Source organism: Chelativorans xinjiangensis (genome assembly GCF_009812055.1).
Lineage (GTDB): Bacteria > Pseudomonadota > Alphaproteobacteria > Rhizobiales > Rhizobiaceae > Chelativorans > Chelativorans xinjiangense.
The window spans coordinates 1-12,350 of the sequence record NZ_WQNH01000019.1; the positions used below are offsets into that span (position 1 = coordinate 1).

At 64.5% G+C, this 12,350-nt stretch carries 10 protein-coding genes; 1 reads left to right on the forward strand and 9 read right to left on the reverse strand.

Going from position 1 to position 12,350, the window contains the following annotated elements; all coding sequences use genetic code 11:
• From GM910_RS13550 to bhcA, 9 genes are all read right to left on the reverse strand, one after another.
• The coding region (locus GM910_RS13550; RefSeq protein WP_159588093.1) for a BapA prefix-like domain-containing protein at positions 1–690 on the reverse strand (690 nt) is incomplete at its 3' end.
• A gap of 348 nt (positions 691–1,038) precedes the next feature.
• Entirely contained in the window at positions 1,039–2,247 is a 1,209-nt protein-coding gene (locus GM910_RS13555; protein WP_159588094.1) for an HlyD family type I secretion periplasmic adaptor subunit, read from the reverse strand.
• Between the two features lies 1 nt (position 2,248).
• On the reverse strand, positions 2,249–4,447 hold the full coding sequence (locus tag GM910_RS13560; RefSeq protein WP_159588095.1) for a type I secretion system permease/ATPase: 2,199 nt from the start codon (positions 4,445–4,447) through the stop codon (positions 2,249–2,251).
• On the reverse strand, positions 4,444–5,808 hold the full coding sequence (locus tag GM910_RS13565) for a TolC family protein (protein WP_159588096.1): 1,365 nt from the start codon (positions 5,806–5,808) through the stop codon (positions 4,444–4,446). Before GM910_RS13565 ends, GM910_RS13560 begins: the two co-directional genes overlap by 4 nt.
• Before the next feature lie 655 nt (positions 5,809–6,463).
• Positions 6,464–6,742 carry a hypothetical protein gene (locus GM910_RS13570; protein ID WP_159588097.1) on the reverse strand — a complete coding sequence of 93 codons (279 nt, stop codon included), beginning with the start codon at positions 6,740–6,742 and terminating at the stop codon, positions 6,464–6,466.
• Positions 6,743–6,938: 196 nt separating this feature from the next.
• Positions 6,939–7,904: an iminosuccinate reductase BhcD gene (bhcD, locus tag GM910_RS13575; RefSeq protein WP_159588098.1), complete on the reverse strand. Its 966-nt coding sequence runs from the start codon at positions 7,902–7,904 to the stop codon at positions 6,939–6,941.
• Positions 7,905–7,913: 9 nt separating this feature from the next.
• On the reverse strand, positions 7,914–9,068 hold the full coding sequence (locus GM910_RS13580) for a DSD1 family PLP-dependent enzyme (RefSeq protein ID WP_159588099.1): 1,155 nt from the start codon (positions 9,066–9,068) through the stop codon (positions 7,914–7,916).
• Between the two features lie 31 nt (positions 9,069–9,099).
• Complete coding sequence (bhcB, locus tag GM910_RS13585) at positions 9,100–10,053, reverse strand: beta-hydroxyaspartate dehydratase BhcB (protein WP_159588100.1); 954 nt, start codon at positions 10,051–10,053, stop codon at positions 9,100–9,102.
• A 15-nt stretch (positions 10,054–10,068) separates the two neighbouring features.
• Entirely contained in the window at positions 10,069–11,271 is a 1,203-nt protein-coding gene (gene bhcA, locus GM910_RS13590; RefSeq protein ID WP_159588101.1) for an L-aspartate--glyoxylate aminotransferase BhcA, read from the reverse strand.
• 229 nt (positions 11,272–11,500) lie between these two features.
• On the opposite strand from bhcA, the gene bhcR reads away from it, so the two are divergent.
• A complete protein-coding gene (bhcR, locus tag GM910_RS13595) occupies positions 11,501–12,325 on the forward strand; it encodes an HTH-type transcriptional regulator BhcR (protein WP_159588102.1) in 825 nt (274 codons plus the stop codon).
• Positions 12,326–12,350: the final 25 nt, after the last annotated feature.

The following is a 12,350-nucleotide window of genomic DNA, read 5'->3' on the forward strand; positions in this document are numbered from 1 at the left end:
GCCGCCGCTCGTCCCGCCGCCGGTGTTGCCGCCGCTCGTGCCGCCGCCGGTGTTGCCACCGCTCGTGCCGCCGCCGGTGTTGCCGCCGCTCGTCCCGCCGCCGGTGTTGCCCCCGCTCGTGCCGCCACCGGTGTTGCCGCCGCCGCTGTTGCCGTCACCCGTGCCACTGCCGGTGTTGCCGTCGCCCGTGCCGCCGCCCGTGCCACTGCCGGTGTTGCCGCCGCCGGTAGAAGAACCATCGCCTCCAGATTTCTTGCCGTCGCCGGAACTGGCCACCGCGGCTCCGCCGACCACTGCGCCCGCGAGCGCCATCAGCCCCACCGCAGCCGACGCGCCCACCTGGCTCTGACCGGAAATGACGGGCTCGACGATCCCCTTGGGCGCGTTGTGAAACGACGCGTCGGCGAAGTGGACATCGCCGCCGCCCACGTGCCCCCCGTCAACGAACCTGAGATTAGGCTCGCCGTCCGCATCGCTTCGGAAGAAGTCCTCGAGGCGGATCTTGCTGCCATCCGCCAGTGTCAGGACCAAGTCGTCGCCTAGCCTCTCGTAAACGACAACATCGGCCTCCGGAATGAGCAGCGTGATACGCGCGGCGTCACCCGCTTTCAGGAGAGAGGACGGACCGGCAAGCACCGTCGCTTGAGGAGTGAAAGAACCGGTATGAATGACTTCAGCCTGGATATTCATGATAGTTCCTTAATAAAACTATTATATTTAAGTATGCCAGATAGTAAACGATGCGCCGGCAAAATCCCGGCCGCGAGCATATCCGCGGCGGCGCCGGGCGCATGAACAGCGCCCTCCCGCCTCGCGGTCACCGGAGCACCAAAAATTCCTTGCGCATTGCATATACATGACACATCCTACTGTATCCTCGCTCTCCCTGCCGAACCGCAGGAAAGCGCGGGAAGGGCGCAAAAGGTGTGCATCCCCCGGCTAGGCCACGACAAATCCTTCTTGTCAAGCATAATGTTTACATAATTTTGCCTGTATATGTATACACGCGCTACACAAGACAGATACTGGGCGATCCCCTCATCGCTCCCCCAGCGCCTCCTGGCCTTTCAGGAGCGGCTTCAGCAGATATTCGAGCACGGTCTTGCTCCCGGTCTGGATGTCCACCTCGGCGACCATGCCCGGCTTGATCGGCAACAGGCCCTCAGGGCCCTTCAGTGCGGCCGAATCGGTGAGCACCCGGACGCGGTAATAGGGTTCACCGTCGCGGCGGGTCTCGTCCCTGATAGTGTCGGCACTGATGAAGACAAGCTTGCCGCTCAGCGCGCCGTAGATCGTGTAATCATAAGCGGTGATCTTTACCGTTGCCGGCAGGCCCGGCCGTAGAAAGGCAACGTCCTGCGGGCGGATTTCCGCCTCCACGTAAAGCTGATCGTCAAGCGGCACAATTTCCATGATCGTCTCGCCAGGCGCGGCCACGCCGCCACGGGTCGTTACCTTCAGGTTCTTGACGATGCCTCGGACAGGCGACTTCAGCTCCGTGTGCTCCAGCGTGTCGCGTTTCTGGGCGAGCTGCTGTTCGAGGCTCGACAGCTCGGCGCCTTTCTGCGCGATCTCGCCGCTGATGTCCTGGGCGTAGCTGTTCTCCATTTCAGTCAGCTCGCCCTTCAAATCCGCGATGGTGCGCTCCAGCTGGATCTCGTCCACCGCGCTCACCGCGCCCCGCTCGGCCATCGGGTGGACGAGGTCGAGCTGGCTTTGGGCCAGCGACAGTCGCTCACGCAGGGAGGCGGTGGATTCGGCCAGCTTGCGCCGCCGGGCCTGGAAAAGCTCCCGCTCCGCTTCCACCACCTCCTTGTTGTCGGCTACCTCGGCATCGAATTCGACTGTTTCGGCACCGGCCTGTTCAGCATGCAGGCGGGTGAGGGTGGCGCGCAGCGTGATCGTCTGCCCCTTCAGATCCTGGAAAGCCGCGCGGAAGCGCGTGTCGTCCAGCACCGCCAGCGTCTGCCCGGCGGCAACCTCCTCGCCTTCCTGCACCTCGATGAACCTGACGATGCCGCCTTCCAGGCTCTGGATGATCTGCCCGTGGCTCAGCGGCGCGACCTTGCCCATGCCGCGGGTCACCTCCTCGAGAGGTGCATTCGCCGCCCAGACGAAGAAGGCGACAACCGTAAAGGCCGTCAGCCAGAGCACGGGGCGTTGCAGGCCGCGCGTTTGAAGGGGTCTGGTGACGAGCCGATTCTGATCCGGCCCGTCGCCCGCCACGTCCCTGAGACCGTCGGTCATCCTACGTTTCCTCGGCTGGTGCGACGGCGATCCGCGGCCGGTTGGAGGAAAGGGCGGCAAGAACGCCTTCCACCGGGCCGTCCGCCACCGGCCGTCCGTTCTTGACGACAATCGCCCGCCGCACGAGGGAGAGAACCGGCTGGCGGTGCGTGGCCACGACCAGCGTACGCCTGGTGAGCCACACGCGCATATTGTTGATGACACGCATTTCGAGCGTCTGGTCCATGGCCGCCGTCGGCTCGTCCAGGAGCACGATCCGCGGGTCGCGCAGCCATATGCGGGCAAGCCCGATCGACTGGCGCTGCCCGCCGGAAACGCCTGCTCCTCCTTCGCCGATCTGCCGGTCAAGGCCGAGCGGATGGTCCCGCACCAGGTTTTCCGCACCGACGAAGGCCAGCGCCTCCAGAAGCTCCTCGTCCCCGCGCGCCGTCAGCCCCAGATTCAGATTGTCGCGCAAGGTGCCGTAAAACAGCCGCACGTCCTGCGGCAGGTAGGCAATGGCTCGACGAGCGTCGGCCGGGTCGATCTGGCGGATATCTGTACCGTCGAGCAGAAGCTGCCCCTGCGCAGGCTGATAGAGCCCGGCCAAAAGCTTGAGCAGCGTCGATTTGCCGGAACCGTTGGCGCCGAGCAGCGCCGTCGCCGTGCCGGGCTCGAAGGCGAGGGCTGGGATCCGCAGAGCCGGCTCGCTGTCCTGATCGTAGCGGAACGCCATCTCCTCGAGCCGATAGGCACCGGCAAGACGGGGGCGATGAACGAACTTCCGCTCCGCCGGCCGGTCGATCGGCGCCTGCATGATCGCCTCCATCCCCTTGAGCGCCGCACGCATGTGCTGCCAGCGCGAGAAAATGCCGGCAAGCTGCGTCAGCGGTGCGGTCGTGCGCGAGGACAGGATCGCACAGGCCAACAGCCCGCCCGACGTCATGTGGCCGGCAGCGATCTGATAGACGCCGACGACCATGACCAAGACATAGGAGGCCTGCTGCACCGCCGTGGCCGAATAGGTGAGCGTGCTGGACAACGCTCGCATACGTGCACCGTTACCGGCGAGGAGCGCGGTGTACTCCTCCCAAAGCCGCTGGAAATGCCCCTCGCCCTGCAGCGTCTTGACCGTTTCGGCACCGGACATCGCCTCAATCAGCAGGCCGTTGCGGATCGAACCTTCCTTCAAGTGCATGCGCGACATGCGCGATAGCGGCCACTGCGCCAATAGGCCAGGAAGGACGATGCAGGGTACGGCGGCAACCAGAACCCAGGCCACCGGTCCGCCGATCATGGCGATGATGCCGATGAAGAGAAGGACGAAGGGAAAGTCGCTGAGTGCGCCGATCGTCGTCGAGGTGAAGAACTCGCGGACCGAGTCGAACTCGCGCACCTGGTTGGTGAAAGAGCCGGTCGACTTCGGCCGCGCCTCCAGCCGCATGCCGAGCGCCCTTTCGAAAACCCGCGACGAAAGCGCGAGATCGAGCCTGCGGCCGACGATATCCACCAGATGGCTGCGCACGATTCGCATCACGGCTTCGATGAAGATGGCAAGCCCGACGCCAATGGCAAGAACCCACAGGGTGGCGAAGGCCAGGTTGGGCACCACGCGGTCGTAGACCTGCATCGAAAAGAGCGAGGTAGTCACCGCAAGCAAGTTGGCGACGGCGGCTGCGAGGGCGACTTCCACCACGTTCCACTTGTAGCGCGCGAACTCTCCCCAGAACCAGTGCCGCCTCGGCTCCCCGGCAAAACCCTCCGCGCGACCGTCGGTACGCACCAGCGGCGCGGCAAGGACCACGAGGCCGGAATGCTCCTCCTCGAGGTCCTTGCGCGACACGACATGCTCGCGGCTTTCCATTTCCGGTAGCAGGATCGTGCAACGACCGTCTTCGATTTTCGACAGCACGCATACGGTCCCGTCCCGCTGGACCAGGAGAACGGGCAGCAGTTCCGCGGCGATGGAGCCGAGCCTCTTCTCGTGCTTTACCCGGACGTCGAGATCCGCCCGGGCACCGGCGCGCCGCAGGAGAGCCAGCGTCATACGGCCGTCCGCAAGCGGAAGGCCCGCGGTCAATTCGCCGGCCGTGGACGGGCGATCATAGAGCCGGCAAAGCAGCAAAAGGCCCTCGAGCAGATCGTCCTGCGGACCGCGGCCAGAGGCCACGAAACGCTCCGGCCGCCTCGCCGTCCAATCATGGCTTTCACCGGCGGTCATGGGGCCTCTCCCGGGACAGCCAGTTGCAGCGAACCGAGCAACGTGCCGACGGCCCCCGCCGCCGCGTACTGCAGATCGAGAATGTCGTAGCGCACGTTTACGCGGCTGCTCTCGATGCGGAAGATGTCCGCCTGCATATTGACGAGATCGGCAACTTTTCGCTCGCCGATCTTGAACTGATCCTCGTAAAGTGCGCGCAACGCGCGGGCTCTCTGGAGCTCGGCGCCGAGAATTCCCAGCCGGCTGCGCAGTGTCGGCTCCTGGTCCAAAAGCTGGCGCACCTGAAGGCTGGCACCGCGCCGCGCCGTCTCGGCAGCCCATTTCGCGCTATCGGCCTGCAGACGCGCCGCCTCGACTTTGTTGAAATTGCTCAACCCGACCACGGTCGGCCCGGTTATACGCAGGCCGAGCCCGGTGTCGGCTCCGCCGGAATTCTGGTCGCCGCGCACGAAAGCTTCCGCGCTCACCTTGGGCAGAAGGCCCGCCTGCTCCGACTTCACCGCCTGACGAGCCGCCGCCTCGCGGGCGCGCGCTGCCTTTACTGCCGGCGCTTCGGAAACTGCTGCATCGACGCCGGTATCCAGCGTCAACGGAAGCTCCGGCACCTCCGACAGACCATCGGCCTCGGCACCAACGCGCAGAAGGTAAACGCTGCGCGCCTTGCGCAGGGCGCCGCGGACATCCTCAAGGGCCGATTCCGCCTCTCCCTGCCGCACGCCGACGAGTTCAAGGTCTGTCGCATCGCCGACGCCGCCACTGGCACGCTGCTTGGCAAGCGCCGCAAAGCGGCGATAAACGGCGAGATTTCTTTCGGCCGCCGCGATCAGCCCCTCGCTGCGCTTTACCGCGATATGGGCGGCCGCCGCCTCCAGAGCCGCCGTTTCGCGGGCATCCGTATATTCCGCCAGCGCCCCCGCCTGACCGGCTTTGGCCTGATCGACCTGTGCGCCGGTGCGCCCCCAATCGTAAAGCGGCTGGGCGAGCGAGACGCGATAGTCATAGGAATCTCGTGTTCCCACGGCGGCGCTGCTTTGCAACGACGGCTGATAGCCGGAATAGGCGATCTTGACGTCGACATCGGCAACGGAAAGGTCGGCCTGTGCACGCCGTATGGTGGAGCTATGGCCAAGTGCGGAGATAACCGAGGCCCGCAAGCTTCCCGCCTCTGCCGCCGCGGCACCGCCGCGGTTTACCGCGGACCGTTGCATGGGCGTGGCAGCGGCATCGGGCGGCTCTGTCTGGGCGATGGCAGCCGAAGTGCTCGCCCGCCCGCTGGAGGGGCCGGGCTTCTGAGCCGCGGGCATGCCGCCGGCGCATGCCTGCAGCACCAAACCTGCCATGAGGGTGAACACTATGGGCATCGGACGCTCTCTTGAGCCGGAGTGGCTTCGTAGAGGGATCAAATTCTGCTCCTGCTTGATGACGGTATGCATGGCCAACGAGGAGAGGACGATGTCGCGGATGAGCCGACACGAACCCGGCACCACATCCCCACGATGAGGATGCGCTGCCGCTGTCATGAATGGCGCCAGCAGCCAGATCGTCTGAACCCGCTCGACGCGGAAAACCGAACTCTGTTGCTGTGACTGCCCGTTTACGGGAAAAACGGACCATACCTGCGAGGCGATTTTCGTTTATCTATGCGCCAACTCAGATACCCGCTCTTCATAGGGCCAAATGCGTTAAGATACCTATAATTTTCCATAATAGTTATGAGTTATACCGGGATTATATATACGTTTGCCATAAACGAAACATCTGCACTTGTCGAGTGCCCACGCAGTCAATTTTTGCTGGACGCTTCTATTTGGGTGCGAACGGACGCCCCGCCGCTCTTCCAGTGGGTTCGCAAACGGCCTGCCGCACGTCGTGACCCTCTGCCCCCTTTCCTCGGTCGCCTCGAATTGCTTCAGCTCAGGCTGACGGCATTGGGATTGAGCGGGCGGTCGTCCCGTTATAGCGGGATGTCCAACAACCTCACACGGCGGGGGAGGCGAACAGCGGTAGCGCTGTTTCTCACCCGGCTCCGCGAATGGGCCGAGCATCAACGAGGCTGTCTGCCAAGCCGGTGCTCGCATCCGTGTCGATGCCGGACCAACGCATCGGGTCGGCTTGCCGAACAAGGCGGAGCTGGCAGTGCGGGCAGAGCTGGCATTTTCGGGAGAACCGGGTTTCTCCGGGCCCTGATGTGATGACGATGGCGACGATCCGGTGCTCATCGATCTTACGAAGCGTTCGTTCGTCGCCGCATCCGTCGCAGCGCCAAACCTGTTTCGCCTTGGTATCCTCCGCCATCGCTTTCCTACGTGTCGGCCAGCCGCTTCGGGCGTTTCGCCACCCACAGGCTCAGGCACATAGGCTTGCAAAGCGCTCCGGTTTCACAGGCCCCCGCCCATGCATACACCCGGAAACAGTGCAGCCCCCAATTCCTGAATGTAAGGCAGGAACCTTGCGCGCGGCTTGCGCTTGGCAGAAAGCGCATTGGGTTTGGTTAGAGGGACAACTCGGTTGCAAGGCCTCTGCTGCGGGCGCCGGATGCGGCGACGGAGGCAAGGGCCAGATCCTGCAGACCGACGCCGGTGCCATCGAACAGGGTGATCTCGTCCGACGACGAGCGCCCGGGGTGCGTGCCGTTGACGACGGCACCGATAGGCGTGATCCGCGCTTCCTCGATCAGGCCGGCCTCTACCGCGTGCTGGCACTCGCCGATGCTGACCGCCTGGGCGACTTCATCAGTGAAGAGCTTTGCTGCGGCAACGAGTTCGGCGGCGACCTCCTGCTTGCCCCGGGTGTCGCTTCCCATGCAGGCCAAGTGCACGCCCGGCCGCACGTGATCGCGCATCAGGATCGGCGCAAAGCTCGAAGTGATGGTGATGATGACGTCGGCCTCCGCTCCAAGCCGCTCGAGCGGGACCGCCTTGAAGGGCAAACCCAGCTCCGCCGCGGTTTCCTCCAGCCGCGAGAGCATTTCGGGATGCGGGTTCCAGCCGATCACTTTCTCGAACTCCCGCTGCGCCGCTGCCGCCCGCATCTGGAAGGCGGACTGGAAGCCGGCGCCGACCATGCCGAGCACCCTGGCATCCGGGCGCGCCAGATAGCGGATGGAGACGGCAGAAGCCGCCGCGGTGCGCATGGCTGTCAGATAGTTGCCACCGACCATCGCCTGCGGTCGCCCGGTATCGGGATCGAAGAGGAAGACGGTCGACTGATGATTGGTCAGACCCCGCTTCTCGTTGCCCGGCCAATAGCCGCCCGACTTCAACCCCAGTACGCCATGCGCACGGTCGAAGCCGGACTTGAAGCCGTAGAGCGCGTCCGCATGGCCGATCGCCTCGCGGATGACCGGGAAGTTGCAGGCCTCGCCGCTGGCCATGGCGGCGAAAACACCCTCCACGGCCGCAAAGGCGTCCTCGCGTGTGATGACGTTGCGGCAGGTTTCCTCCGTGACGACCAGCATGGCGGCGCCTCAGTAGGCCATGCCGCGCGCGGTGACCGGCCACAGGCATTCCACCTTGCCGTCGCGGATACCGACATACCAGTCGTAGATATTGCAGGTGGGGTCGCTATGGCCGGGCACGAGCTTCAGCTTGTCATTGAGCTTCAGCACGTTGCCGGGATCGGCGATAACGCCGTGTTCGTCGGAGCATTTGACGTATTCGACATCGTCGCGCCCGTAGATGACCGGCAGGCCGGAATCCACGCTCTGCGCCTTGAGGCCGGCGTCGCAGATCGCCTTGTCGGTCTTGGTCTTGGACATGATCGACGTCCAGATGAACAAGCTGTTCTCGAACGCATGAATGAAATCGCCATCCTCGTCCCGCACCCTCTGGTAGTCGGCATCCATGAAAATGTAGGAGCCGCATTGCAGCTCGTTGTAGACGCCGGACGTGCCCTCGAAATAGTAGGAGCCCGTGCCGGCACCGCCGACGATCCCGCACTCCAGGCCTTCCAACTTCAGCATGGCGACGGTGGCAGCGACCTGGGAGATGGCGGCGTCGATCTTCGCCTTGCGCTCCCTGTAGTCGTGAACGTGCTGGGCCGCGCCCTGGTAGGCCTGCAGGCCGGAGAATTCCAGCCCGGCGGCGGCGGCGATCTTCTTTGCCAGGTCGACTACCGGCTCGCCCCACTGCACACCGCAGCGCCCTGCCCCGCAATCGATCTCGACCAGGCACTCGATCGTCGTGTCGTGCCTTTGTGCCGCCTTGGACAGGTCGTCGACATTGCCGAGATCGTCGACGCAAACGAGTGTGCGCGCCCGGCCTGCAAGCCGCGCCAGACGGTCGATCTTCCCGGAATCGACCACTTGGTTCGAGACAAGGACATCCCGCACACCGCCGGCGACGATCGCCTCGGCTTCCGACACCTTCTGGCAGCACACGCCGACCGCCCCGCCGAGTTCCATCTGAATGCGTGCGATATCGGCGGATTTATGCGTCTTGGCATGCGCTCGGTGGCGAACGCCCATCTCCTCGGCAAAGCGGCGCATGCGCTTCACATTGCGCTCGAAGGCGTCGAGGTCGATGATTAGTGCCGGCGTCTGCACCTCCTCCAGATTCATGCCGACGGCGGCCGGAACGTTCAGGCCGACGACGGGCGCGGCGGTCTTGTTGAGGGCGTTCATGGCATTCCTCCTTGTCCTTCAGGCGCGGTGCTCAGGCCGCCATCCAGGGCAGCTTGTCCAGGTCGACATTGCCGCCAGTGAGGACGACGCAGACCCGTTTTCCGGCAAAAATGTGCTTGTTCTTCAGGATTGCCGCCAAGGGGACGGCGCTCGATGGCTCGACGACGATCTTCATGCGCTGCCAGATGAGGCGCATCGCCTCGACGATTTCGTCTTCGGTGGCGAGGAGGATGTCTTCCACGTAGCGGGAGACGAAGTGCCAGGTAAGTTCCTTGAGCGGCACCTTCAGCCCGTCCGCCACCGTCTGCGGCGCGTCGTCGGCAATGATATGGCCTGCCTTGAGGGAGCGGTGTGCATCGTCGGCGTTCTTCGGCTCGGCCGCATAGATCTTCGCTTGCGAGGCGATGGCCGACAAGGTCAGGCAGCAGCCCGAGATCATGCCGCCGCCGCCGATGGGGGCGATGACGGCATCGAGCGGGCCCAGTTGCTCGACGATTTCCTTCGCGCAAGTGCCTTGGCCGGCAATCACGCGGGGGTCGTTGTACGGGTGCACGAACTCGGCACCGGTCTCGGCCACCACTTCGGCGAGCATGGCCTCGCGCGAGGACGTGCTGGGCTCGCATTCGACGATCCGACCGCCATAGCCGCGCACCGCCGCCTTCTTGGGCTCCGGCGCTGTTTTCGGCATGACCACGGTTACCGGAATTCCGCGCTTGCCGGCAGCATAGCTGAGCGATAGCGCGTGGTTGCCCGATGAATGGGTGGCAACGCCTGCCGCCGCCTTCTCCTCATCCAGGCCGAACACGGCGTTGGAGGCGCCACGCACCTTGAAGGCACCGGCCTTCTGGAAATTCTCGCACTTGAAGAACAGGCTGGCGCCGGTGAGACCGTCGAGGAACGTGCTGGTGAAGATCGGCGTGCGGTGGATGTGCGGCGCGATGCGCGCATGCGCGGACACGACATCGTCGTAGGTGGGGATTTCCATCCGTTCCGGCCCCCTTCACACTGCAGCGGGGACGGCCGAGGCGTCGTCCCCGCTGTGACCGGCACGATAGAACTCCTGCGCGGCACGTACGCCGGAGCCAAGTTTAATCGAAAGGCCCAGATCGGCCATGACCATTTCGGCGGTGGCGATGCCGGCGAGCGCCATGACGTCCGTCATGCTGCCCAGATGGCCGATGCGGAACACCTTGCCGGCCACCTCGCCGAGGCCGACGCCAAAAGCGACCCCGTATTTCTCGGCGGCGTGGGTGACGATCCTGGTAGCGTCGAAACCCGCAGGCACGATGACCGCGCTCACTGTGTCGGAGTAAAGGGAGGGCTCTCTTGCGCAGAGCGAGAGGCCCCACGCCTCCACCGCCTTGCGAACGCCCTCGGCGATCCTGCGATGGCGGCTGAAGACGCGAGGCAGCCCCTCCTCCTCCAGCATGGCGATCGACCGGCCGAGACCGCGAATGAGATTGACCGGTGGCGTGTAGGGAAAGCCGCCGGCGGCAGCGCTTTCCAACATATCGCGGAAATCGAGGAAGCAGCGGGGGCATTGCGCGGAGGCCATCACCTCCATGGCCTTCGGGCTGGCGCCGAGGATAGCCAGGCCCGCCGGCAGCATGAAGCCCTTCTGCGAGCCGGTGATGGCGATGTCGACGCCCCATTCGTCCATGCGGAAATCCATGGAGGCGATGGAACTGACGCCGTCGACATAAAGGAGTGCGGGATGCTTCGCGGCATCGATGGCGCGTCGCACGGCGGCGATGTCGCTTCGCACACCGGTGGCGGTTTCGTTGTGGCAGGCGAGCAATGCTTTGATCCGGTGCTCTCTGTCGGCCTTCAGCGCGCGCTCGATTTCCTCTGCCGGAGCGCCGGCACCCCACGGCGCCTCGATGACCTGGACATCGAGGCCGTGCCGCCGGCAGAGGTCGATCCAGCGGTGCGAGAACATGCCGTAGCGCGCAGCGAGAACCTTGTCGCCAGGAGAGAGCGTGTTGGTGACCGCCGCCTCCCACGCGCCGGTGCCGGTGGCGGGGAAAAGGATGATTTCCGCGCTCTCCGTCTTGAGGACGCGCCGCACACCCTCCAGCGCCGGCTTATACATCTCCGCGAAGGCGGGCGAGCGGTGGTCGATCGACGGATAGTCCACGGCACGGCGGAGCCTTTCGGGGATGTTCGTGGGGCCCGGAACGAAAATCGGGTTTTGTGTCGACATCGGCATTGTCTCCGAGACCTGGCCGCGAGCAGCGGCGTTTCAACAGGCAGATTAAGGCAGGCACTGGGGCGAAGGCAATTTTTTTGGAAAATATTTTCATTTTCTCGATTTACGGTTCAACCATCTGATTTCATTGGTATTTAATATTTTGCGCCCTGTGCAAATCATTTCTGAAATCTTGACGCCGCGGTGAGGACGCATAACTCTGTGCGGCAATAGGGAGAAGATCATGCCGCCCCATATCAGCCGCGCGCGGGGAAGGCCGCGCTCGTTCAACGACACATCGAAAAGCACGCTTATCCAATCGCTGGATCGCGCAATGGACGTGCTCAAGGTGGTGGCGAAGGGCCGCGGGATGTCGCTGACGGAGATCGCCGAGGCGTCCGGCCAGTCGGCGTCGACGGCTTACAGGATCCTGATTACGTTGGAGAAACATGGCATCGTCCAATTCGATGAGCCGGCGCAGCTCTGGCAGGTGGGATTGGAGGCATTCCGCATCGGCAGCAGCTTCCTTGGCCGCACGCACGTCGTCGAGCAAAGCCGGCCGGTCATGCAGCGGATCATGACGGCAACGGGGGAGACCGCAAATCTGGCCATCGTCGATCAAGGCGAGGTGATCTTCGTCAGCCAGGTCGAAACGCATGAGCCGATCCGCGCCTTCTTCCGGCCCGGCACGCGCGGCCCGATCCACGCCTCGGGCATCGGCAAGGCCTTGCTCGCCTTCTTTCCCGAGGCGCAGATCGAGGTGGTTCTCAAGAGGCGGGCGCTCACCGCCTTCACCGACAAGACGATCACCTCGAAAGAGGCGCTCCTTGCGGAACTCGAGCGCATCCGCGTCCGCGGCTGGTCGATCGACGACGAAGAGCGCACACCCGGAATGCGCTGCATCGCCGCCCCCATCTTCAACCAGTTTGGCGAGGCGACGGCCGGCATCTCGCTGTCCGGCCCGTCGGTGCGCGTCACGCCCGAGCGCGACGCCGAATACGGCGCCCTCGTGCGCAAGGCGGCCGACGAGATCACCCGCGCCATCGGCGGGAGCTGGCCGCAGCTCTAGCATATCCAGCCCCCGCTGTTCGGAC

Excerpts from the sequence above, each read along its gene's own strand:
- GM910_RS13555 (WP_159588094.1), bottom strand. The coding sequence starts at position 2,247 with ATGACCGACGGTCTCAGGGACGTGGCGGGCGACGGGCCGGATCAGAAT.
- GM910_RS13560 (WP_159588095.1), bottom strand. The coding sequence starts at position 4,447 with ATGACCGCCGGTGAAAGCCATGATTGGACGGCGAGGCGGCCGGAGCGT.
- GM910_RS13565 (WP_159588096.1), bottom strand. The coding sequence starts at position 5,808 with ATGCCCATAGTGTTCACCCTCATGGCAGGTTTGGTGCTGCAGGCATGC.
- GM910_RS13570 (WP_159588097.1), bottom strand. The coding sequence starts at position 6,742 with ATGGCGGAGGATACCAAGGCGAAACAGGTTTGGCGCTGCGACGGATGC.
- bhcD (WP_159588098.1), bottom strand. The coding sequence starts at position 7,904 with ATGCTGGTCGTCACGGAGGAAACCTGCCGCAACGTCATCACACGCGAG.
- GM910_RS13580 (WP_159588099.1), bottom strand. The coding sequence starts at position 9,068 with ATGAACGCCCTCAACAAGACCGCCGCGCCCGTCGTCGGCCTGAACGTT.
- bhcB (WP_159588100.1), bottom strand. The coding sequence starts at position 10,053 with ATGGAAATCCCCACCTACGACGATGTCGTGTCCGCGCATGCGCGCATC.
- bhcA (WP_159588101.1), bottom strand. The coding sequence starts at position 11,271 with ATGTCGACACAAAACCCGATTTTCGTTCCGGGCCCCACGAACATCCCC.
- bhcR (WP_159588102.1), top strand. The coding sequence starts at position 11,501 with ATGCCGCCCCATATCAGCCGCGCGCGGGGAAGGCCGCGCTCGTTCAAC.